The following is a 23,245-nucleotide window of genomic DNA, read 5'->3' as shown; positions in this document are numbered from 1 at the left end:
CACAGTGATGCGGAGTGCACGGTGCGCATACCCACCGGATCCTTGGCCATGGCCTGCGTGCTGCTGTCGGTGGCGCTGCTCCTCACCGGGTGTGCGGGCGCCGCCGTCAAAGAGGCCCAACTGGGCGAGGAGGTCTTCCTCCAGCCCGCCATGGAACAGGGGCCCAACCCCTTCACCGAGTCCACGGCGACCGGCCCCACCGGCAGCGGCGTCCCCCGGGCGGCCGACACCGGCCGCACGGCCGACGTCAGCGCCCCGCCCGCCGGACTCGCCGTCGCCCCGCTGGCGGCGGCACACGCCCTGTCCGGCGGCACCCCCGGCCTCTACAGCGGCAGCGTCCGCGTCACCGTCTGCGACGTCGAACGGCAGATCGGCCGGCTGACCGCGGACCCGGCGCGGGGCGAGGCCTTCGCCCGGGCGGCCGGCGTCTCCCGCTCCGCCCTGCCCGGTTACCTGCGCGCCCTGACCCCGGTGCTGCTGCGCGCCGACACCCGCGTCACCAACCACGGCTACCGCGACGGACAGGCGGCCGGATACCAGGCCGTGCTCCAGGCCGGCACCGCCGTCCTGGTCGACGACCGGGGCCTGCCCCGGGTGCGGTGCGCCTGCGGCAATCCGCTGCGACCACCCGAGGAGGCGCGCGGCGGCGTGGGCGCCCGTGGCACCGCCTGGTCCGGCTACCGGCCCAACCAGGTGATCGTGGTGACCCCGGCGCCCCAGGCGGTCGGCAGCCTGACGCTGCTCGACGCCCGTACGAACAGCTGGATCGAACGCCGGCTCGGTCTCGACGTCGCCCACGACCAGCTCGTGGCACCGCCGATCCTGGCCAACACCGCGCCCCCCGATCCCGGGCTCACCGGCTTCCCCCATCCCAGCAGGCCGGACACCGGCACACCCCGGGCCCGGCAGAGCCGGCCCGGTACCGCAGCGGGGCAGGTCGGGGGCGCGGTGACCGGCGCGGGGCGCGAGGCTGCGGACCGCGCGCCCGCGACGGGCACCCGTACGGACGAACCCGACCACACGGGAGTGCGGGACGGGGACCGGGGGGCGCGTACGGGGCAGCGCGCCGCCGAGGACCGCCGTGACGGGGACCGGGTCGCTCGGCCTCCCCGCGGCGGCGGGGAGGCCGACGCGGTGGACCGTCGGGGCGGGGCCCGCGAGGCCGGGGACCGCCGTGTCCGGGGAGTCGATGCCGTGGACCGTCATGGCGGGGACTCCGGTGCCCGGGACCGTGCCGCCGAGGACCGTGGTGCCGCGAACTCCGCCGCGACGCCCGGTGTCGCCGAGGGCCACGGCACCGCCACTCCCGCCGCCGACGGCCGGGGCGCCGCGTCGGCGGGGGAGCGGGGACCCCGCGACCCCGGACCCCGCGACCCCGGACCCCGCGACCCCGGTCCCCGCGGCACCCCCACGGCCGTCGACCGGGCCGTTCCCGCGCCCGACCCGACCGGCGCCCCGACGCCGACCGCCACGCCGTCGACCGGCAGTGCCCCCACGCCGACCGGCGCTGCCACGCCCACCGCCGCCCCGAGCGCCTCGTCGGCGCACCGCACCCCGCCGCCACCTGCCAGGGCCCTCCCGCCGGCACCGTCGACCGCCCCCTCCGAGGCGTTCTCCTCCGCGCCCTCCCCCTCCATGCCCGCCTCCCCCTCCACGCCCTCTTCCGCCGACCCGCGACCCCCCTCGGCCCCGGCGCCCACCCCCACCCAGCCCCTTCTCGACCCCTTCGCCCACCCTCCGGGCCTCTCCCTCTACGACCCGCCCCGGACCGGTGCCCTGAACGTCCCGCGGGACCTCGACGAGATCGCCCCGCCCGGCGGCACCGGCATGTCCGGCCCGAGCGACGGCGCCGCGCAGACCCCCGAGGACACCCCAGGGACCGGCACCGCCCCGGACGCGGCCCCCGGTGCCCCGGCCGACCCGCCCGGCAGGTGAACGGCGTACCGGCCGGGCCGCCGGGACCGGGTCGAAGAATCCGGCGAATCCTGGCAAGGTGGCCCCATGGCTGATCGGGCAGCGAGTGCCCTGTCACTCCCGGAGGACTGGCCCGCCCACCCGGACCCGATCCCGGCGCTCGACCACATGGGCACCTTCGACTGGGACCTGGACAAGGGCGTGTTCCACATGGACGCCCGGGCGCACCAGGTGTTCGACCTGCTCCCCGAGGAGTTCGACGGGCGCCCCGAGTCCCTGACCGCGCGGGTGCCGCAGTCCGAGGCGGCCCGGCTGGACGCGCTGGTGGCCCGGGCCGTCGAGGAGGGCGCCGAGAACTACGGGGCCTACTTCCGCATCCGCCGCCGCGACGGCACCCCCCGCTGGACCCACACCCAGGGCTACATCCGCCGGGACGAGTCCGGCCGTCCCCTCCGCGTCGTCGGCATCGTCCGCGACGCCACCGGGGAGCTGGCCGAGGGCGAGGCCCGCAGTCTGCGCGCCGCCCAGGACGAGGCCTTCCGCCAGCAGACCAGCATCGTCCAGGTCGTCTCCGCCGCCCTCGCCCACGCCCGCACCGTGCAGGACGTCATCGAGGTCCTCAAGGACACCCACGGCATCCACCGGCTGGGCGCGGCCAGCTTCGTGATGGGCCTGGTGGAGGCCGGGCGGATCCGGCTCGTCGCCGAGGCGCCGGCCGGCAGCTTCGTGCCCGCCAGCCAGGTCAACCGCATCGACGAGCCGTACCCCATGAGCGAGGTGGTGCGGACGCTGAGCCCCCGGTTCGTCGAGAGCCCGGAGGAGTTCGCGGAGCAGTACCCCCTGCTGTGGTCGCAGATCACCCATCTGCGGATCGCCTCGGCCGCCTATCTGCCGCTGATCGCCCAGGGCCGCCCGATCGGCGCGATGGGCCTGCTCTACAGCCTCCGGCGCGGCTTCTCCGAGGAGGAGCGCGCCGTTCTCGTGGCCCTCGGCAGCAGCATCGCGCAGAGCCTGCAACGGGCCATGCTCTACGAGCAGCAGAAGGACCTCGCCCAGGGCCTCCAGCAGGCCATGCTGCCGCGCACCATCCCGCACGTGCCGGGCGCCGACGTCGCCGTGCGCTACCGGGCGGCCGCCCTGGGCCGGGACATCGGCGGCGACTGGTACGACGTGATCCCGCTGCCCGGCGGCCGGGTCGGCGCGGTCATCGGCGACGTCCAGGGCCACGACACCCACGCCGCGGCCGTGATGGGCCAGCTGCGGATCGTGCTGCGCGCCTACGCCGCGGAAGGGCACGCCCCGGCCACCGTGATGGCCCGCGCCTCCGCGTTCCTGCGCGAGCTGGACACCGGTCGCTTCGCCACCTGTCTGTACGCCGACGCGGACCTGGCGACCGGGGTGGTCCAGGTGGTCCGCGCCGGGCACATCGACCCGCTGGTGCGCGACGCGGACGGCTGCCGGCGCATACCGGTCGAGGGCGGGCTGCCGCTCGGGCTGTCCGCCGAGTTCGGCGGGCTCGACTATCCCGTCGCCACCCTCGAACTCGACCCGGGCGCCACCCTGCTGCTGTGCACCGACGGACTGGTCGAGCAGCCGGGCCGAGACCTGGACGACGGCATCCGGAACCTGGCGGAGCGGGTGCGCACCGGGCCGGAGGAGGTGTCCGACCTCGCCGACCTGCTGATCCGGCTGGCCGAGAAGCGCGGTGGCGACGACGACGTGGCCCTGCTCCTGCTGCACCGCCGGGTCCCGGAGGAGGCGCGGCCCCGCGGCCGGCTCCAGCAGCGTGTGGCCCCCGGTGATCCGGAGGCGCTCACGCAGGCCCGGCACATGATCCGGGCCGCGGTCCGCGACTGGGGCGACGAAGAGCGCGCCGACGAGGTGGAGCTGGCCGCGGACGAGCTGATCACCAACGTCCTGGTGCACACCGAGGGCCCCGCGATCGTCACCCTGCGGTCCCCCGTCGGGGGTGAACGCAGGCTGCGGATCGAGGTGGAGGACTCCTCCAGCGCCCTGCCCCGGCGCCGGGACGCAGGAGAGGACGGCGTCTCGGGGCGCGGCCTGCTGCTCGTGGACCGGCTCGCGGACGCCTGGGGCGTGGAGGCGCGCGGCCGCGGCAAGGCGGTGTGGTGCGAGTTCCGGGCGGGCGCGGACCGCAGCGGGCCGGACGGGTGAGCCGGGAGGCGTTGTCGGTGCCGGGTGGCACTCTGGACGTATGCCGGAACTGCCCGAGGTCGAAGCGCTGACGGACTTCCTCTCCGAGCACCTGGTCGGCCACCGGGTGGCGCGGGTGCTGCCGGTCGCCGTCAGTGTGCTGAAGACGTACGACCCGCCCGTCACCGCCCTTCAGGGCGCCCTGATCACCGAGGTGCGCCGGCACGGCAAGTTCCTCGACCTGGCGGCCGACAGCGGGCTGCACCTGGTGGTCCACCTGGCCCGCGCGGGCTGGTTGCAGTGGAAGGACCGGCTGCCGGACGGGCCGCCCAAGCCGGGCAAGGGCCCGCTCGCGCTGCGCGTGGCGCTGGAGACCGGCGAGGGCTTCGACCTCACCGAGGCCGGCACACAGAAGCGCCTCGCGGTGTACCTGGTGCGCGATCCGGCGCAGGTGCCGGGCATCGCCCGCCTCGGCCCGGACCCGCTCGCCGCGGACTTCGGGGAGGACCGCCTCGCCGCCCTGCTGAAGGCGGAGCGACGACAGCTCAAGGGCGCCCTGCGGGACCAGTCCCTGATCGCCGGGATCGGCAACGCCTACAGCGACGAGATCCTGCACGCGGCGAAGATGTCCCCGTTCAAGCTCGCCGCCTCCCTCACCCCGCAGGAGACCCGCCGGCTCTACGAGGCGTTGCGCGGCACCCTCGCCGAGGCGGTCGAGCGCTCCCGGGGCGTGGCCGCCGGTCGGCTGAAGTCCGAGAAGAAGAGCGGCCTTCGGGTGCACGGCCGCACCGGCGAGCCCTGCCCGGTGTGCGGTGACACCATCCGCGAGGTCTCCTTCAGCGACTCCTCGCTCCAGTACTGCCCCACCTGCCAGACGGGCGGCAAGCCGCTCGCCGACCGCAGACTCTCCCGGCTGCTGAAGTAGGGGCGCCCGCCGTAGTCAGAAGAGGTGGATCGCCAGGTGCCCGAGCGGCAGGCCCAGCTGCCAGGCGGGCGTCCACACCTGGGGCCCGCCGTCCTCGCCGGCCGGGGCGCCGCCGCCCGGCACCGCGTCCAGGTCGGGCGCCAGCAGTTCGGTCTCCTCCAGCCAGCGCCAGGCGTCCTGGGCGAGCGCCAGATCGGCCGAGGGTGCCCCGGCCGCCCGCTCGGTCAGCTCGGCCATCCGGGCGCGCACCCACTGCGGCCACGGATGGTCGCAGGCCGTCAACGACAGCCAGTTGTCCAGCTGGGAGACGACCCGGATGCCGGAGAGTTCCCCGTCGGTGTCGGACAGGAAGACGGTCAGCGCGAGCGCGTCCCGGCCGGCCCGGAACTCGAAGGACGTCGGCGGCATCAGATCGCCGGTGCGCAGCAGTTCGTCGGCGATGTACTCGGCGTACAGCCACGCCATGGGGACGTCCAGTTCACCGCCGCCGGTGCCGTCCGCGCCGTCGCTGTTCTCGTGTCCTCTGTGCGGCATTCCCTTCCTGCCCTTCCTCCGGTGCGTGCGCGTCGCCCGGTCCCCGGGGACGTACCCCGCCCGGAACGCGGATGGGGACAGCCCATTGCCCCAAGGGGGGCCACAGCAAGGCGCTTTGCCGAGGCTTGACCCGGCACCCGGTTTCGCCGCACGTCCGGTGCCTCACGGTACCGGGTGCGGCGCCGCGCGTGCGCGCCGCTCGCGTCCCACCGCCCCCGGGGAGCACACGAGGGCGAGGACGTCACGGTGGTGCGGCGTGAGTGTCTTCACAGTCCCACCGGATGGGTCAATGAGAGGACCCGTACCGTTCGGACGGAGAGTCGGCTTCCTCCCCACGGGCCCGTCACGGCAATGTCGGTAAATACGACATGCGCACTGACATATCGACGTGCTGACGTACTGACGTACTGACGTAGATCCCGAGGTGTGAGCTGATGATCGGACGCAGACACCAGGTGGCGCTGGCCCTGACCGCCGTCCTCGCGACCGCGGCGGCCTGTGCCGACCACGTCCGCCATGATTCCGCCGCCCGCGAGGGCGCGCCCGGGCCGCCCGCCGCCGCCCGCGGCTTCACCCTGGTCGCCACCGGCGACGTCCTGACGGACGCCGCCGTCCTGGACCGCGCCTCCTACGACGCCGAGGCATCCGCCGGCGCGGGCTCCGGCGGTTACGACTTCCGGCCCATGCTCGCCGACGTGGAACCCCTGGTCAGCGGCGCCGACCTGGCACTGTGTCACCTGGAGAACGGCTACGGCGACGCCGCCCCGCTGTCCCCGCCGCAGCTCGCCCGGGACCTCGCCCAGACCGGTTACGACGGCTGCGCCACCGCCTCCGAGCACGCCCTGGACGACGGTGCCGAGGGCGTCCGGCGCACCCTGGGCGCCCTGGACGAGGCGGGCCTGGACCACGCGGGCACCGCCCGCAGCGCGGACGAGGCCCGCTATGTGTCGCTCCACCGGGCCGGATCGGCCAAGGTCGCGCAGTTGTCGTACACGTTCGACACCGAGCGGCCGCTGCCCGACGGGCAGCCCTGGGCGCTCCGGCCGATCGACGTCGGCCGGATCACCGCCGACGCCCGCGCCGCCCGCCGGGCCGGCGCCGACGTGGTCGTCCTCTCCCTGCACTGGGGCACCGACCGCGACGACGCCCCGACCGCGGCGCAGACCGACCTCGCCCGCCGGCTCACCGCCTCCGCGGACGGCGGCCGCCCCGACATCGACCTGATCCTCGGCAGCCACACCCATGTCCCGCAGCCGTACGAGAAGGTCAACGGCACCTGGGTGGTCTACGGCCTGGGCGACCAGATCTCCGGGCAGCCGGACGACGCCCACGGCGCCCGCGACCCGCGCGCCGACGAGTCCACCCTTGCCCGCTTCACCTTCGCCCCACCCGCCCGGCCGGGCGGCCGCTGGCAGGTCACGCGGGCCGAGTTCGTCCCCCAGCTGTACGACCTCGACGCCGGCCGCGTGATCGACGTCGGCCGGGCCGTCGAAGGCGGCGCCGACCTCGCCGGGGTGCGCGACCGGATCCGGGAGGTGGTGCTCAGCCGGGGCGCCGCCAAGGACGGCCTGGTGATGGGGGAGTGATCACTCGGGCCGCCGCTCGGCCAGCGCGGAACGCTTGTACGAGTAGCCGAAGTAGACCGCGCAGCCGATCAGGAACCACACCGCGAACCGCACCCACGTCTGCCACTGGAGGAACGTGATCAGCCAGAGCGAGAAGAGCACGCCCAGCGCGGGCACGAACGGCACCGCCGGGGTGCGGAAGGTGCGGGGCAGGTCGGGGCGCCGGTAGCGCAGCACGATCACCGCCGTGCAGACCACCACGAACGCCAGCAGGATGCCGATGTTGGTCAGCTCGGCCGCCTCGCCGATCGGCAGGAACCCGGCGATCAGCGCCGAGGCCGCCCCGACGATCCAGGTCACCCGGGTCGGCACGTGCCGCGTCGGGTGCGTCTTGGCGAACCACTTGGGCAGCAGACCGTCGCGGGACATGGAGAACCACACCCGGGTCACCCCCAGCATGAAGGTGAACATCACCGTGAGGATGCCGATGATGGCACCCACCGCGATCACGTTCGCGAGCCCGTTCAGGCCCACCGACTTGAACGCCGTGGAGAACCCGCTCTCCTTGTCGATGTGCCGGTAGTTCTGCATGCCCGTCAGCACCAGGCAGGCCGCCACGTACAGCACCATCGCGATCACCAGCGAGTAGATGATCGCCTTCGGCATGTGCCGCTGCGCGTCCTTGGACTCCTCGGCCGCCGTCGACATGGCGTCGTACCCGAACACCGCGAAGAACACCGTCGCCGCGCCCGTGAAGGCGCCGCCGACGCCGTAGGGGAAGAACGGGTGGTAGTTCGCCGTGTCGATGTGGAAGAAGCCCACCCCGATCACCAGCAGCACCACCAGCACCTTCACCGCGACCACCAGCGTCTCGAAGCGGGCCGCGCTGCGGATGCCGAGGTTGAGCAGCCAGGCGATCAGCAGGCAGAGCACCACCGCGAACAGGTCCACCCGGTGCCCGGAGCCGGTGCCGGGCGCGCCCATCATCCAGTGCGGCAGCTTCGCCCCCATCTGTTCGACGAGGAAGCCGAAGTAGCCCGAGATGCCGATCGCGACGACCGCCACGATCGCCGTGTACTCGAGCAGCAGGTCCCAGCCGATGAACCAGCCCGCGAACTCGCCGAGCACCGCGTAGCCGTAGGTGTAGGCCGAGCCCGCCTTCGGGATCAGCCCCGCGAATTCGGCGTAGGACAGCGCCGCGCACGCGCTCGCCGCGCCCGCGATCAGGAAGGACACCAGCACCGCGGGACCGGCCGTGCCGTTGGCCACCGTGCCGGCGAGCGTGAAGATACCGGCACCGATGATGCCGCCGACGCCGATCGCCGTGAGCTGCCACAGCCCGAGCGACCGTTCCAGCCGGGGCCCCTGACCGGCCTCGGTCTCCTCGATGTGCTCGATGGGTTTGCGGCGGAGAATCCCCTCACCCGCGCGGAGCTTGGCCATGCGCCTCACCTCTTCGCCGACGGCAAACGGCTGACGCGGGTTCATGATGGCTCAGGGTCGCGCCGCAGGGAAGGAGCCACGCACGGCCCAGGCGGGGGTCCACGGGCGCGAGGGCGGGCGGTTCGCGGGCCGGGCGGCGAGATGGGCGCGCAGCACGGCCAGGCCCGGGTGCGCGTTGGCCGCGCTCCACACCAGGGAGTGCGGGTAGACCGGCGTCGGATCGGTGAGCGGGATCCGCCGCAGATCGTGCCCGGCGGGCCAGACCAGCCGGATGCCCTCGGCGACGAGGGTGGCGAGCGAGGCGGAGTCCGCGACCGTGTCGAGCAGCGCCTCCGAGCCGAAGTCGGGGCCCACCGAGTCGATGGTCAGCCCGAACTCGGCGGCCAGCGCCTCGTAGTAGGCGGCCCACTCGGTGCCGGCCACCAGGCCCGGCATCCAGATCCGGTGCCCGGCCAGCTCTGCCGGCCGCACCGAGCGGGCCCCGGCGAGGGGATGCGCGGGACCGGTCAGCAGCTGCACGGCCTCGTCGTAGACCCGCGCGGCCCGCAGGCCCTCGGGCAGCCGGGGACCGACGGCGCGGAACGTCGCGTCGATGGTGCCCGCGCGCACGGCGGCGACGGCCGTGTCCGCGTCGAACAGGGTCACCACGTCCAGGGCCGTCTCCGGGTGCGTCCGGTGGAAGTCGCGCAGCAGGCCCGCCGGGCCGAGCCGGGCCCCGACCACGTCCACGCGCAGCGCCCGCCGGCCCGGCCGCACCGAGGCGGCGGCCCGCTCCTCGGCCAGCAGCAGCTCACGGGCGTGCGGCAGGAACGCCTGCCCGTCGATGGTCGGCTCCGCCCCGCGCGCGGTCCGGCGGAACAGCCGCACCCCGAGCTCCTTCTCCAGCGCCGCGATCCGCTTGGAGACGGCCTGCTGGGTGATGCCGAGGACGGCGGACGCCTCCTGGAACTGTCCGCTGTCCACCACGGTGACGAAGGTGCGCACGGCCTTGAGGTCCACCCGGCCATCGTAGCCACCGAGTGCTGATGTACAACCAACGGTTGTGGTCGTCGTCGTGCCGGTTGTTTGAACCGCAGGCCACCTGCTGGTTTTCATATGCCGGGTCAACGGGAGGTTGTGGATGAGGCTGGGTCGGCAGTTCGGCTGGCTGTGGGCGGCGTATTCGGTCAGTACCTTCGGCACCTGGCTCGCGTTCGACGCGTTCGCGCTGATCGCGGTTCTCGTGCTGCACGCGGGTTCCGCCCAGGTGTCGCTGCTCGCCTCGGCCGGGGTGGCCGTCGGCGCGGTGGCCGCCGTACCGCTCGGCCCCTGGATCGAGTTCCGGCGCAAGCGGCCCGTGATGATCACGGCCGACCTGGTGCGCGGGGCCGCGCTGCTCACCCTGCCCGCCGCCTACGCCTTCGGCGTGCTCGGCTTCGGGCAGCTCCTGGTGGTCTCCGTGATCGTCGCGGCGGCCGACATCACCTTCACCGCCGCCTCCGGCGCCCACCTCAAGGCGCTGGTGCCGTCCGACGGCCTGCTCACCGCGGCCGGCCGGTTCGAGTCCACCACCTGGACCGCCAGCGTGCTCGGTCCCCCGCTCGGCGGCGCCCTCGCCGGCCTCCTGGGGCCGGTGACCACCGTGGCCGCGGACGCCGTCAGCTATCTGCTGTCCGCCCTCGGCATCCGCGCCATCGGCCGCGGCGAGACCGTCCCCGAGCGCACCGCCGCGCCCCGCGCCGGTGAACTCCTCGACGGCTGGCGGCACCTGCTCAGCAGCCGCGCCCTGCGCCCGCTGTTCTTCAACGTGCTCCTGGGCAACGCCCTGATCATGGCCGGTTCGCCGGTCCTGTCGGTGCTCATGCTGGGCCATCTCGGCTTCGCCCCCTGGCAGTACGGGCTCGCCTTCGCCGTGCCCTGCCTCGGCGGACTGCTCGGCTCGCGGGTGGCCCGCCCGCTGGCCACCCGCTACGGCAGGCGCCGGGTGCTGCTCGCCTCCGGTGTGCTGCGCGCCTGCTGGCCGATCGGGCTCGCGTTCGTCGGGTCCGGCACGGCCGGACTGCTCGTGGTGATGGTCGTGGAGGCCGGGCTGATCCTGTGCTGCGGCATCTTCAACCCGCTCGTCGTCACCGAGCGCCTGGAGCTGACCCCGAACGACCGGGTGGCCCGCATGCTGGCCGCCTGGTCCGTCACCGGCAAGGCCTGCACCGCCGCGATCACCGCGCTGTGGGGGCTGGTGGCCGCCGTCGTCGGGGCGCGCACCGCGCTGGGCCTGGCCGGGGTGCTGATGCTCGCCACCCCGCTGCTGCTGTGGCCGCTGGTGCCGGGACGCCGCGTGGCGGCGGTCACGGAACGACCGTCACCGGCCAGCGTCCCGCCTTCACCAGCCGCACCGCCACCGACCCGATGATCCGGTGCCCGGCCTGCTCGGAGGCGCCCACCACCACCGCGTCCGCCTTCAGCTCCTCGGCCGCCGCCACCAGGCCGGTGTAGGGGTCGCCGCGGTAGGTGTGGAACTCCCAGCGCAACTCGAATATCCCCCGGACCCGCTCGGCCGCCTCCCGGATCTGCGTCACCAGGTCCTCGGCGATCTCGTTGGCGGTCTCCAGCACCGGGGCACCGAGGGCCGCCCCGGCCGCCAGCACCGGCTGCACGTACACCACGGCCAGCAGCGCGTGCTGGCGCCGGGCGAGACCGCCGGCGTACGCCGCGGCGCGCATGGACGAGTCGGAACCGTCCACCCCGACGAGGACGACCTTCGGGCCGTCGGTGCCCCGCTCGAACTGGTGCGCATGCTGCTCGTGCTGCTCCGTCACATCTTGAGATTATCGGAACCTTTACTTCCCCCCTCTCGCGGTGCGGCGCGCCTTCGCCACCCCACCGCGGCCACCGCCCCCGAAGGCACCCACCGCACGCACCGGCCCGCCCAGCGCGCGCGTCCCCCGCCCCCTTCCTACAGTCGGAGGCATGACCGCCACCGCGGAGCCGGCCGCGCGCAGGACCGGTGCGGCGCCGACGCGCTCGCCCGGCGGGGGACGCCTCGGCCGGGTACCGAAGGCCTTCGCCGGCCTGTTCGCCGGGCTCGGCGTGCTGTGCGCGGCGATCGCGCTGATCGAACCGCTGCGGCTGCTGCTGCGCCCGCTCGTCCGGGGCATCGACCTGCTGCTGGTGCCGATCAGCGCCAACCTCGCCTACGCCGTCTTCCTGTTCCTGCTGGCCGGCGCCACCGCCGCCCGCAAGAAGGTCGCCTGGTGGCTGGTCGTCGTCTATCTCGGCCTGGTCGTGCTCGCCGACGCCCTCGGCGTCGCCCTCGGCCTGTACGCCCAGTCGCTGCCCTCCCTCGTCCTGTGCGGTCTGCTGCTGCTCCTGCTGATCGCGGCCAGGGGCGAGTTCTACGCCGCCTCCCGGCGCGGCGCGGTGTGGCGGGCCCTCGCCGTGCTGCTCGGCGGGCTCGCGGTGGCCATCCTGCTCGGCTGGGGGCTCGTCCTGCTGTTCCCGGGCACCCTGCCGGCCGGCCAGCACCTGGCGTGGGCCGCCGACCGGGTCTGCGGCGGCCTGGTCCCCAGCAGCTCCTTCGCCGGGCGCCCGCCCCGCGAGGTCACCTTCGTGCTCGGCCTGCTCGGCGCGCTCGCGCTGCTCAACGCCGCCGCCACGCTGTTCCGCTCCCAGCGCCTGGAGGCCGCCCTGCACGGCGACGAGGAGGCCCGCATCCGCGCCCTGCTCACGGCGTACGGCGAACGCGACTCCCTCGGCTACTTCGCCACCCGCCGCGACAAGGCCGTCGTCTTCTCGCCCAGCGGCAAGGCCGCCGTCACGTACCGCGTCGAGGCCGGTGTGTGCCTCGCCAGCGGCGACCCGGTCGGCGACCCGGAGGCCTGGCCGCACGCCATCGCCGCCTGGCTGGACCTGGCCCGCCGCTACGCCTGGGCACCCGCCGTGATGGGCGCCTCCGAGGACGGCGCCCGCGCCTTCGCCCGCGCCGGACTCGGCGCCCTCCAGCTCGGCGACGAGGCGATCGTGCACGTGGCCGGCTTCGACCTCGGCGGCCGGGACATGCGCGTCACCCGGCAGGCCGTGCACCGGGTCCGCCGCACCGGCGCCACCTGCCGCATCCGCCGCCACGCCCAGCTCGGCGAACGGGAGATGGAGGAGATCGTCGACAAGGCCGACGCCTGGCGCGACACCGAGACCGAGCGCGGCTTCTCCATGGCCCTGGACCGGCTCGGCGACCCCGCCGACGGCGACTGTCTGCTGGTGGAGGCGTGCGGCGAGGACGGCCGGCTGCTCGCCCTGCTCTCCTTCGTGCCCTGGGGAACGGACGGCGTCTCCCTGGACGTGATGCGCCGCGACCGCACCGCACCCAACGGCGTGATGGAGTTCATGGTCAGCGAACTCTGCGCCGCCGCGCCCAAGGCGGGCATCCGCCGGATCTCGCTGAACTTCGCCGTCTTCCGCTCCGTGTTCGAGGAGGGCGCCCGCATCGGCGCCGGGCCCGTCCTGCGGCTCTGGCGCCGGCTGCTGCTCTTCTTCTCCCGCTGGTGGCAGCTGGAGGCGCTGTACCGCTCCAACGCCAAGTACCGCCCCGAGTGGTACCCGCGGTTCATCTGCTACGGCGAGACCGCCTCCCTCGCCCGCATCGGCCTGGCCTCCGGGATCGCCGAGGGCTTCGTCCCCGTACCGTCGCTGCGCACCCTGTGGGGAAGGGGGCACCGCGGCACCGGGCCATCCTCCGCTCCCCAACGCCCCCGGCCCGCCGCGGCGTCCGGCACCGAGAGGCCGGGAGCGGCCGGGCCCGCCGCCCCGGGCGCGGGCCTGCCCGACCAGCTCCGCGTCCGGCGCCGCACACTGGACCGGTTGCGCAAGGCCGGCACCGACCCCTACCCCGTCGGCGTCCGCGCCCCCACCCACGCCCTCGCCGACGTCCCGCCCGGCCGCCCCGGCGAACCCGGCCCGCAGGTCACCGTCGCCGGCCGCGTCATGCTGGTCCGCGACTTCGGCGGCATCGTCTTCGCCGTGCTGCGCGACTGGTCCGGCGATCACCAGATCGCCCTCACCCGCGACCGGTCCGGCGCCGCCCTCGACCGTTTCACCGCCGACACCGACATCGGCGACCACATCAGCGTCACCGGGCACAGCGGCCTGAGCGACCGGGGCGAACCCACCGTCTTCGCCACCTCCTGGCAGCTCACCGGCAAGTGCCTGCGCCCCCTGCCCGGCAAACACCGGGGCCTGACCGACCCCGAGGCCAGGGTCCGCCGGCGCCACCTCGACCTGATCACCAGGCCCGACGCCCGTGCCGTGCTGCGCGCCCGCTCCGCCGCCGTGGGCGCCCTGCGCCAGGGCCTGCTGGAGCGTGGCTTCACCGAGGTGGAGACCCCGGTGCTGCAGCAGATCCACGGCGGAGCCAACGCCCGGCCCTTCACCACCCACAGCAACGCCTACGACCTCGACCTGTATCTGCGCATCGCTCCCGAGCTGTACCTCAAGCGGCTGTGCGTCGGCGGTCTGGAGAAGGTCTTCGAACTGGGCCGCACCTTCCGCAACGAGGGCGTCTCGCCCAAGCACAACCCCGAGTTCACGATGCTGGAGGCCTACCAGGCGTACGCCGACTACGACGTGATGCTCGATCTCGTCCGCGAGCTGGTGCAGGGCGCGGCGACCGCCGCCTTCGGCGCCCCGGTGGCCCGCAGGGACGGCGAGGAGCACGACCTGTCCGGCCGGTGGCCGGTGAAGACCGTGTACGGCGCCCTCTCCGAGGTCCTCGGCGAGGAGATAGGCCCCGGCACCGAGCTGCTGCGGCTGCACCGGCTGTGCGACCGTACCGGGGTGCCGTACACCGCCGACGATCAACCCGCGGACGTCGTCCTGGAGATGTACGAGCGGCTGGTCGAGGAGCACACCCGACTGCCCACCTTCTACAAGGACTTCCCCGTCGCCGTCTCCCCGCTCACCCGGCAGCACCGCACCGACCCCCGGCTCGCCGAACGCTGGGACCTCGTCGCCTTCGGTGTCGAACTCGCCACGGCGTACTCGGAGTTGACCGATCCCGTGGAGCAGCGTCGACGGCTCACCGAGCAGTCGCTGCGGGCGGCCGGCGGGGATGCCGAGGCCATGGAACTGGACGAGGACTTCCTTCAGGCGCTCGACTACGCGATGCCTCCGACCGGCGGCCTCGGTCTCGGTGTCGACCGGCTCGTCATGTGCCTCACCGGCCTGACGATCCGGGAGACCCTGCCGTTCCCGCTGGTGCGCCGCCGCTGAGTCCCCGGGGCCGGGCCCGGCAGCGCCAGACCCGGCCGGAAACGGTCATGGACGCCGTGCGCCGGGACGCACCGGTACGCGGCCGTGCCGGTCACGGCGGCGCGGACCGCTCCCGGGCACGGCCGTGATGATGCCGGAACAGCGACACGCCGAGCGGCGACGACCCCGCAGCACGCGCTCGGCGGCCCGGCCGTTCGGGGTCGGCCCGGTCGGCCCCCGGCGCGTGATCACCGCGGGCGCCAACTCCGTTCGCCTCACTGCCGGTTGCCGTAGTCCCAGCCGGATGAGGGACGGCCGAAGGCCCCCGACGGGTGCCACCGTGGTACCGGTGCTGGTCCGACCGGGTGGAATACCGCCCGCACACCGTGCCGTTGCGGTGCGGTGACCGCCGTGGGGGCGACTGATGAGTCATGCAGAAGGATCAGCTGTTCACACGCCGCCGCTTGCTCCTCGCCTCCGCCGCCGCCCTCGGCGCGGCCGGCACCGCGGGACTCGTCGTGGCGGGCGACGAGGAGGCCGTCCGGACCGCCGCCCCCGCGCCCGTCCCCGGCCCCCAGGCCCGTCAGGCACCCCTGAAGTCCTCGGCCTTCCGCCTCCAGCCGCTGACCGGTGACGGCCCGCCGCGCTCCGCGCCGCGCAGGCTGAAGGTGCGCACGGAGCCCATCTTCGAGATCTCCGCACGCGGCCGGCAGATGATGCTGACCTTCGACGACGGCCCCAACCCCGACTACACCCCGCACATCCTGGACATCCTCGCCAAGCACGACGTGCGGGCGATGTTCTTCGTGTGCGGCGAGTGCGTCGAGGACAACAAGCATCTGGTGGCCCGGATGGCCGAGGAGGGCCATGTCGTCGGCAACCACACCTGGACCCATCCGCTGCTGACCACCCTCGACCGCGCGGAGATCGAGTCGGAGATGGCGCGCACCAGCGACATCATCGAGGACGCCTACGGCGAGCGCCCGCAGTGGTTCCGCGCCCCCTACGGCGCCTGGAACCGGGCCGCGTTCCAACTCGGCGCCGAGATGGGCATGGAACCGATGGCCTGGACCGTCGACACCACCGACTGGGACACGCCCGGCACCGACACCATCATCGAGCGGGTGGAGGGCGGCGCCGCGCCCGGCGTGGTCATCCTCTCGCACGACGCCGGGGGCGACCGCTCGCAGACCGTCGAGGCCATCCAGGAGTGGCTGCCCTATCTGCTCGACCAGGGGTACCACCTCACGGTGCCGCACAGACGCCTGTGACCAACTTCCGGCGTGCGCAACGGGATCGGCAGAGGAGCCGGCGCCCGCCGGGCCGCGGTGGTTCAGGTGACCGCGACCAGGCGGGCGAAGACGACGACGTTGCCCTCGTAGCCGCCCTGCTTGGAGAAGTCGCCGCCGCAGGTGATGACGCGCAGTTCCGGGGCGCCCTTCGAGCCGTACACCCGGTCGCCGGGGAAGTTGCTCTTGGAGAAGACCTCGACGCCGTAGACCTCGAACACCGCGGTCCGTCCGTCCTTGCGCAGGACGTCGACGCGGTTCCCCTTGCGCAGGGCGCCCAGGCCGTAGAAGACGGCGGGGCCCTGCTTGTTGTCGACGTGGCCGACGACGACCGCGGTGCCCTTCTCGCCGGGGGAGACCGCGCCGGTGAACCAGCCCGCGAGGTCCGGGTCGTCGGGCGGCGGTGCGCTCACCGCGCCGCTCGCGTCCAGGCCGACGGGGGTGACCGGCGCGTCCACGTCGATCGCCGGGATCCGCACCCGATCGACTGCGGAGAACCCCAGCGGAACGAGACCGGTGGGCGCCGGGGTCCCCGGGGCGCGGGTGTCCGGGGCCGCCGCGGAGGCGGGCTGCGGCGGACCGACGTCGAACTCGCCCGAACCGTTGCGCAGGAGCGCCAGACCGGAAAGCAGCAGCAGCGCCATCACGCCCCAGGGGGCGCGCCGCCGACGGCGTTCCTCCTCCTCTTCCTCCTCGGCGTACCGGGCGGGCGGGGACGGCCGGGGCGCGGGTCCGTGCCATTCCCTCTCCGACCGTCGCTGGTCCCGTGCGATGCGCATGGGAAAAAGCTAAGTGCCGCACACGCGGCCCGCGACGGGCCGAGTGGCGAACGGGTGGCACCTGTGCCTCGTGGTGCGCCATCCGAGTTGCCGTTCCCAGGAATTTTCTGACGGTCCGTGACCTGCGGCTATATCCGATTGTCAGCTTGTCGTGCGGTGTGTCGGATCACCAGGACGGACCATTCTCGACATGCGGGCGTGTTCCGCGCGCCCGAGGGTCTATGCGGGAGGCGCTTTCTCGCCGATCGACCGGGGACGGGCCCCGGGGTGCCTTCCGCGGAGGATCACATGCGAAACCAACGCGCCCTGGCGGCCGCGTGCACCGCTGCCGCCGTGCTCGGGCTCGCCGCCCCCGTGGCCGTCGCGGACGGCATGGGCAACGGGGGCGGCACCACGGGAGGCACGGGCACGGGGACCATCGTCGGCCCGGGCACCGGCGTCGGCAACTTCGGGAACGGGAACGTCGTGGGCGGAGGCGGCGGCATCGTGGGCGGGGGCGGGAACTTCGGAGGCGGAGGTGGTGGCGGAGGCGGCGGGGGCACCGGCGGGGGCGGCGGAGGCGTCGGCGGCGGGGGCGGCGGCATCGGTGGAGGTGGCGGGGGCGGTGGCGGCGGGGGCTTCGGTGGAGGTGGTGGGGGCGGTGGCGGCGGGGGCAACTTCGGGAACGGCAACGGGAACTTCGGCGGTGGCGGCGGGGGCGGCAACTTCCCCGGCGGAGGCAACGGCAACTTCAACGGCAACGGCGGCTTCAGCGGCAACGGCCGCTTCGAGGGTCACTTCAACGGCACCATCAGCGGCAACGGCCGGATCAGCAGCAACGGCAGGGGCGACGAGTTCGGCAACGGCGAGCGGGGTCGCGGGAACGGGCGGGGCGACGAGTTCGGCGGTCCCGGCGACAACGGCCTCGGCGGCGACTTCGGCAACCGTCCCGGCGGCGACGACGGCCTGCGCGACATCGTCGTCACGCCCGGTGTGGTCGCCGCCGGTGGCCGGCTCACCGTCACCGTGCACGGCTGCCGGGGCGGTCAGATGGCCTCCCGGGCCTTCCGCACCGCCCCGCTGACACCGTTCCGCGACGACACCTCACGGGGTGTCGTCTACGTCAACCGCGACGCCCGCCCCGGCCGGTACGACATCACCGTCCGCTGCGAGCGCCACACCCAGACCCGTCCTCGGGCCTTCACCGTGATCGGCGGCGTCAACGGCGGCCTCGGCGGCAGCCGGACCAGCGGTGCGACGACCGCCGACATGGCCATCGGCGGCGCCCTGGTCGGCGCGGCCGTGATCGGCGGTGGCGTCTACTGGCTGCGCCGCAGGGGTGAGCGGCGCGCCTGACGCACTCCCGAGAACTCCCGGACCGGTGGCCACCGTGCGCGGGCCGCCGGTCCGGGTTCCTCCCCGTCGGCCCGGTCAGCCCTTGATGCCGGGGAACAGGTTCAGGAACGGTTCGGCGGTCACGGCGATGCCCCGGCTGTAGGGGGCGTCGAGGTCCCAGATGAGGAAGAGCATGAAGGCGATGGTCGCGGAGAACAGCCCGGCCAGCACCAACTCCCTCCTGGTGCGCCGGATCTGGAGCGCGAACACCATGCCGACGGTGATCACCGCCCCGGTGAGCAGACCCCACCACACCACGGCCGGCATGGTCGCCCCGGTGGAGTCGGCACGCTCGTTGCGCGCCTGGTCGGCGGCGGTCATCTGGTCCAGCAGCGGCTGGTAGGCCTGCGCCTCGAAGTCGTTCGCGGGCCGGTAGTCGGTGACGTCCTGACGGACCTTCTGCAGCAGCGTGGCACCGCGGTCGGTGACGCGCTCGTGGCGGATCATCGTCGACCACTCGGTGTGGACGACATAGCTGACATAGGTGTTGACATCGGCCCGGATGTGGTCACGCACGTCCGGGGGATAGACGCGGACCCGCTCCGAGATCTCGTGCAGGGCCTGCGCCTCGGACTGCGCGTAGTCCTGGGCGGAGCTACGGGCCTCCCACACGCCCGCGATGGCCAGGCCCAGGACGATCGCGTAGACGACCCCGATCCACATGGTCATGTACTCGATGACGTCCGGCGTTTCGTTGGGGTCCTCGTCCTGGGGTGCCCGCTTGTGCCGTACGAGCGTCACGGCGACCACCACGGCACAGGCCCCCAGCATCCCGAGGACGAGAACAAGCCAATCCGACAAGGGATACCTCCAGAGGTGAGCGGCCCGGCAGGTCAGCGCGGGCGGAGGGCCGCGACGGCGACGATCGCGGGCAGGGCGATGAGCAGGACGTAGGTGACGGGCCGGGTGTGACCCGCCGCGGGCCGGGTGGCCGGATGTGGGTGGTACGCCGGGTAGCTCACCGGGGTCACCGCCGGGCGCGGGGTGGGGGTCGGCGACGGCTTCGGGGCCGGTGCGGGCCTGGGCGCCGCGGGGGCGGGCGGGGGAGTGGGCGTGGGCGTCGGCCGGGGTGCCGGGGCGGACGGCCGGGGCTTCGGCGTGGGCCGGGGCGTGGGTGTCGGGGTCGGCTTCGGCTTCGGCGGAGTGGGGGTGGGTGTCGGAGTCGGGGTGGGTGTGGGAGTCGGCGTCGGCGGGCACGGCGGCGGGGGCGGCGGTGGGCAGTGCCAGGGCGGCGGCCAGGGATGGTGGTGCCACGGCGGCGGCCAGGGGTGGCCGCCGCCCGCGAAGACCGCCGCTCCACCGCCCGCCGACGCCACCGAGGCGCCACCCGCCGGCATCGCCGGACCGCCGCTCGCGGGGACCGCCGGAGCGCCGTTCGCCGAGGTCACCGAGGTGCCGCCCGCGGAGACCGTGGCGGTGCCGTCCGCGAAGGACGCGGAGACGTCGCCCGCGGTGGCCACCGCCACCGTGCCGCCCGGGCCCGTGGAGGTGTACGCGCAGACATCGGCCGACGCGCTGCCGACCGGGCAGCCCGTCAGGGCGCAGGTCAGCGCCAGCAGGGCCAACGCCCTTGAGGCGGGCGCGCGTCGGGTCACGTTCAGTCCATGCACGCCAAGATCATGGGGGCCGTGGAGCGGCCGTACCCGGGAGTGCGGCGGTATTAGCCCGAAGGGGGGATAAACACGATCAGTGGTTTGACGATCGGATCAGTCCGATATGGCCGAATCCGCATCCCCGAGACGAGCGTTCGTTCGTACGCGGCCGGCGCCGGCGCGTCAAGCGGAAGGTGTCGGAGGGCGTCACCCGTCCCGATGGTGTGCGGTGGACGAGGGGTGACCGGAGCCTTGGCTGGAACATCACTCAGCGGGGTCGCCCAGGCACTTGCCGCAGGCAGTGACCGGGAACGGATGGTCAATTTCCGGTTCGGGTCGCTCCTTTGGCGGGCGATCAGTAGCCTCAGCTCGAACACCGGATCGCCTACGCCTTCGTCCCGCCTTGGAGAGATAATGGAGCGTCCCGCCTGGGCCCCACGCAGCATCGACATCTCGGTGCCGAGCGTCTCGCGCATCTACGACTACTACCTGGGCGGTTCGCACAACTTCGAGGTCGACCGGGAGGCCGCCCGCAGGGCCATGGAGTTCATGCCCGGGCTGCCGAAGACCATGCAGGCCAACCGGGCTTTCCTGCGCCGGGCCGTGCGGTTCGCCGCCCAGGAGGGCATCACCCAGTTCCTCGACATCGGCTCCGGCATCCCGACGTACGGCAACGTCCACGAGATCGCCCAGTCCGCCGTCCCCGGTGCCCGGGTCGTCTACGTCGACCACGACCCGGTGGCCGTCGCGCACAGCGAGGCCGTGCTCGCGGGCAACGACGACGCGGGGGTGGCCGCCGCCGACCTGCGCAAGCCGCAGGAGATCCTCGACAGCCCCGAGGTGCGGCGGCTGATCGACCTGAACCGGCCAGTGGCCCTCCTCCTCGTTGCCATACTGCACTTCGTGGAAGACGCGGACGACCCCTACGGTGCGGTGGCCGAGCTGCGCGAGGCGCTCGCGCCCGGCAGCATGCTGATCCTCACCCATGCCTCGTACGAGGGAATCCCCGTGTCCGCGGAGCGGGCCGAGGGCGCGGTGGACGTATACAAGGACATTCGCAACCCGCTGATCATGCGCTCGCGCGACGAGATCGCGCGGTTCTTCGAGGGGTACGACATGGTGGAACCCGGACTGGTGACGCTGCCGCTGTGGCGCCCGGAATCGGCGCCGGAGGACGAGGACCCGTTCGCCTTCTCCGGATACGCCGGCGTGGGGCGTACGGCGTGAGCGCGGAGCCGGACGGGCCGGAGGACAGACTGCGCCGGCTGACGACGATCTGGAGCCGGGCGCTGTACCCCGTCACCTCCACCTCGCTCACCCGCGCCGAGTTCGAGGGACAACTCCTGCCGCTCGCACACCGGTTGAGCGAGCTGCTGCGCGCCCGCAGCTTCGACGCGGAGGCCGCCAGGACGGTCGGCGCCGCCCTGGTCGAGGCGCACTGCACCGACCCCGAGGCACTTTCGCGCACCCTCGACTGCGTGGACGCCTATCTGGTCCTCTACTGCGGCGGCGACGGCCCCCAGGACGAACTGCGCATGCGTTCCTCGCGGTTGCAGCACGCGATGGCCGCCGGTTACGCGCACGCGCTGCGCCGACGCACCCTCGCCGAGCAAGAGTCCATCGCCCAGGCCGCGTTGCGCGCCCAGGGCGTGGTGGCACAGGCGCTGCACGCCAGCGAGGCCCGGTTCCGCGCGGTCTTCGAGGGCGCCGCCATAGGGATCGGCATCGCCGACCTCGACGGCCACATCCTCCAGGTCAACGAGGCGCTGCTGCGCATGTTCGGACTCACCCAGCAGTCGCTGCGCGGCCGCCGGGTGCAGGACTGGACGCACCCCGACGACGCCCCGCAGACCTGGCGGCTCTACGAGGAACTGGTCCGCGGCGAACGCGAGCACTACCACCTGGAGAAGGCCTTCAACCGGCCCGACGGCACGGTGCTGTGGACCAATCTGACGGTCTCCCTGCTGCGCGACGCCGACGGCAGGCCCCAGTACCAGCTCGCGCTCATGGAGGACACCACCGAGCGCCGGCTGCTCAACCTGCGGCTGCGCTACGAGGCCACGCACGACGCACTCACCGGCCTGCCCAACCGCACGCTCTTCTTCGAGCGGCTGGAGAAGGCCCTCGCGGCCGGCCCGGACCAGCGTTTCGGTCTGTGCTACCTCGACCTGGACGGCTTCAAGACCATCAACGACAGCCTCGGGCACGCGGCCGGCGACCGGCTGCTGGTGGAGGTCGCCGACCGGTTGCAGTCCTGCGCGACCGCGCCCGGGGAGATGGTCGCGCGGCTCGGCGGCGACGAGTTCGTGGCGCTGACCACCGGCCCCGGCACCGAACGCACGGTGGACGAACTGGCCGAGCGCATCATGAACGCGCTGGTCACCCCGATCAGCATCGACGGCCGGGACCTGCTGGTGCGCGGCAGCCTGGGCATCGTGGAGGGCCCGGCGGGCGAGCGCACGGCCGCCGAGGTGCTGCGCAGCGCGGACATCACCATGTACCGGGCCAAGTCGGCGGGCGGCAACCGCTCGGAGCTGGCCGACCCGGAGGCCGACGCCCGCGCCATCACCCGGCACGGTCTGACCACGGCCCTGCCCGCCGCCCTGGAGCGCGGCGAGTTCTTCATCGAGTACCAGCCGCTGGTGCACCTCGGTGACGGCAGCGTGCGCGGGGCCGAGGCGCTGGTGCGCTGGCTGCACCCGCAGCACGGGGTGCTCGGTCCGGACCGGTTCATTCCGCTCGCCGAGCACACCGGGCTGATCGTGCCGCTCGGCCGCTGGGTCCTGGAGGAGTCGATCCGGCAGGCCCGCGCCTGGCGGGAGCGGCACGGCGGCCAGGACGCCGGGCCGCTGCGGATCAACGTCAACCTCTCCCCGTGCCAGCTCAGCCACCCGGGGCTGGTCCAGGACACGGTGGACATCCTCGAACGCGCCGGCGTCACCCCCGACGCCCTGTGCCTGGAGGTCACCGAGTCCGCGCTCATCGGCGCCGACGACGACCTGCTCAAGCCCCTGCGCAGGCTCGCCGAGATGGGCGTGGACATCGCCCTGGACGACTTCGGCACCGGCTACTCGAACCTGGCCAACCTGCGCCGTCTCCCGGTGAGCGTCCTCAAACTGGACCGCTCCTTCACCCAGGGCATGCAGCAGTTCCCCGCCGACCCCGTGGACCTGAAGATCGTCGAGGGGATCGTCACCCTCGCCCACAGCCTGGACCTCGCGGTCACCGTGGAGGGAGTGGAGACCGGGGCCCAGGCCGAACAGCTGCGGGTGCTGGGCTGCGACACCGCCCAGGGCTGGTACTACGCCCGCCCGGGCCCGCCGGAACGGCTGCACGACCTGGCCCTGGCGGACGCCACGGGGTGAGGGAGCGCGGGCGCCGGGCAAGGAGTTCCGGGCCGGCTCGCGCGGCGGTGGCTCGCACCGGGCTGGTCCCACCGGCGCGGGGCCCGAGCGCC

At 73.9% G+C, this 23,245-nt stretch carries 18 protein-coding genes; 11 read left to right on the top strand and 7 right to left on the bottom strand.

The genetic code is table 11. The features are described from left to right. Positions 1-21: 21 nt before the first annotated feature. The 3 genes from HZZ00_RS23125 (at position 22) to HZZ00_RS23115 (ending at position 4,993) form a co-directional block, all read left to right on the top strand. Complete coding sequence (locus tag HZZ00_RS23125) at positions 22-1,935, top strand: DUF6777 domain-containing protein (RefSeq protein WP_180328248.1); 1,914 nt, start codon at positions 22-24, stop codon at positions 1,933-1,935. A 66-nt stretch (positions 1,936-2,001) separates the two neighbouring features. Continuing rightward, positions 2,002-4,089 carry a SpoIIE family protein phosphatase gene (locus tag HZZ00_RS23120; RefSeq protein ID WP_180328247.1) on the top strand — a complete coding sequence of 696 codons (2,088 nt, stop codon included), beginning with the start codon at positions 2,002-2,004 and terminating at the stop codon, positions 4,087-4,089. 40 nt (positions 4,090-4,129) lie between these two features. Then, complete coding sequence (locus tag HZZ00_RS23115; RefSeq protein WP_180328246.1) at positions 4,130-4,993, top strand: Fpg/Nei family DNA glycosylase; 864 nt, start codon at positions 4,130-4,132, stop codon at positions 4,991-4,993. Positions 4,994-5,008: 15 nt separating this feature from the next. Here the strand turns inward: HZZ00_RS23115 and HZZ00_RS23110 are convergent, their stop codons facing one another. Then, positions 5,009-5,527 (bottom strand): hypothetical protein, encoded by a 519-nt coding sequence (locus HZZ00_RS23110; RefSeq protein WP_180328245.1) that lies wholly within the window; start codon positions 5,525-5,527, stop codon positions 5,009-5,011. A 434-nt stretch (positions 5,528-5,961) separates the two neighbouring features. On the opposite strand from HZZ00_RS23110, the gene HZZ00_RS23105 reads away from it, so the two are divergent. Then, positions 5,962-7,113, top strand: a complete 1,152-nt coding sequence (locus HZZ00_RS23105; protein ID WP_180328244.1) for a CapA family protein — start codon at positions 5,962-5,964, stop codon at positions 7,111-7,113. On the opposite strand, the gene HZZ00_RS23100 is transcribed toward HZZ00_RS23105, so the two are convergent. After that, positions 7,114-8,535 (bottom strand): amino acid permease, encoded by a 1,422-nt coding sequence (locus HZZ00_RS23100; RefSeq protein ID WP_180328243.1) that lies wholly within the window; start codon positions 8,533-8,535, stop codon positions 7,114-7,116. A gap of 51 nt (positions 8,536-8,586) precedes the next feature. Continuing rightward, a complete protein-coding gene (locus HZZ00_RS23095) occupies positions 8,587-9,534 on the bottom strand; it encodes a LysR family transcriptional regulator (protein WP_180328242.1) in 948 nt (315 codons plus the stop codon). Between the two features lie 121 nt (positions 9,535-9,655). On the opposite strand from HZZ00_RS23095, the gene HZZ00_RS23090 reads away from it, so the two are divergent. After that, positions 9,656-10,924, top strand: coding sequence for an MFS transporter (locus tag HZZ00_RS23090; protein WP_180328241.1), 1,269 nt, complete (start codon positions 9,656-9,658; stop codon positions 10,922-10,924). On the opposite strand, the gene HZZ00_RS23085 is transcribed toward HZZ00_RS23090, so the two are convergent. Then, on the bottom strand, positions 10,860-11,330 hold the full coding sequence (locus tag HZZ00_RS23085) for a universal stress protein (protein WP_180328240.1): 471 nt from the start codon (positions 11,328-11,330) through the stop codon (positions 10,860-10,862). The two genes, HZZ00_RS23090 and HZZ00_RS23085, sit on opposite strands and share 65 nt — an antisense overlap. Positions 11,331-11,481: 151 nt before the next feature. Between HZZ00_RS23085 and lysX the strand changes: the two genes are divergently transcribed. Beyond that, entirely contained in the window at positions 11,482-14,775 is a 3,294-nt protein-coding gene (gene lysX / locus HZZ00_RS23080) for a bifunctional lysylphosphatidylglycerol synthetase/lysine--tRNA ligase LysX (RefSeq protein WP_180328239.1), read from the top strand. 410 nt (positions 14,776-15,185) lie between these two features. Continuing rightward, complete coding sequence (locus tag HZZ00_RS23075) at positions 15,186-16,025, top strand: polysaccharide deacetylase family protein (protein ID WP_180328238.1); 840 nt, start codon at positions 15,186-15,188, stop codon at positions 16,023-16,025. Positions 16,026-16,087: 62 nt separating this feature from the next. On the opposite strand, the gene HZZ00_RS23070 is transcribed toward HZZ00_RS23075, so the two are convergent. Then, complete coding sequence (locus tag HZZ00_RS23070) at positions 16,088-16,822, bottom strand: class F sortase (protein ID WP_180328237.1); 735 nt, start codon at positions 16,820-16,822, stop codon at positions 16,088-16,090. 288 nt (positions 16,823-17,110) lie between these two features. Between HZZ00_RS23070 and HZZ00_RS23060 the strand changes: the two genes are divergently transcribed. Continuing rightward, positions 17,111-18,157: a hypothetical protein gene (locus HZZ00_RS23060; RefSeq protein WP_180333669.1), complete on the top strand. Its 1,047-nt coding sequence runs from the start codon at positions 17,111-17,113 to the stop codon at positions 18,155-18,157. Between the two features lie 75 nt (positions 18,158-18,232). Here HZZ00_RS23060 and HZZ00_RS23055 read toward each other — a convergent pair whose 3' ends face one another. Then, complete coding sequence (locus HZZ00_RS23055; RefSeq protein WP_180328236.1) at positions 18,233-18,997, bottom strand: DUF4239 domain-containing protein; 765 nt, start codon at positions 18,995-18,997, stop codon at positions 18,233-18,235. A 32-nt stretch (positions 18,998-19,029) separates the two neighbouring features. Beyond that, positions 19,030-19,158: a hypothetical protein gene (locus tag HZZ00_RS38730; RefSeq protein WP_257585990.1), complete on the bottom strand. Its 129-nt coding sequence runs from the start codon at positions 19,156-19,158 to the stop codon at positions 19,030-19,032. Positions 19,159-19,249: 91 nt separating this feature from the next. Between HZZ00_RS38730 and HZZ00_RS23050 the strand changes: the two genes are divergently transcribed. The 3 genes from HZZ00_RS23050 (at position 19,250) to HZZ00_RS23040 (ending at position 23,153) form a co-directional block, all read left to right on the top strand. Then, on the top strand, positions 19,250-19,876 hold the full coding sequence (locus HZZ00_RS23050; protein WP_180328235.1) for a hypothetical protein: 627 nt from the start codon (positions 19,250-19,252) through the stop codon (positions 19,874-19,876). Between the two features lie 326 nt (positions 19,877-20,202). Further along, complete coding sequence (locus HZZ00_RS23045) at positions 20,203-21,015, top strand: SAM-dependent methyltransferase (protein WP_180328234.1); 813 nt, start codon at positions 20,203-20,205, stop codon at positions 21,013-21,015. After that, complete coding sequence (locus HZZ00_RS23040) at positions 21,012-23,153, top strand: bifunctional diguanylate cyclase/phosphodiesterase (RefSeq protein WP_180328233.1); 2,142 nt, start codon at positions 21,012-21,014, stop codon at positions 23,151-23,153. The genes HZZ00_RS23045 and HZZ00_RS23040 overlap by 4 nt, the downstream gene beginning before the upstream one ends. The last annotated feature ends 92 nt before the right edge of the window (positions 23,154-23,245 follow it).

It is taken from the genome of Streptomyces sp. NEAU-sy36 (assembly GCF_013423905.1).
GTDB classification, from domain to species: domain Bacteria; phylum Actinomycetota; class Actinomycetes; order Streptomycetales; family Streptomycetaceae; genus Streptomyces; species Streptomyces misionensis.
This window is presented reverse-complemented; position numbering and strand designations above follow the sequence as displayed.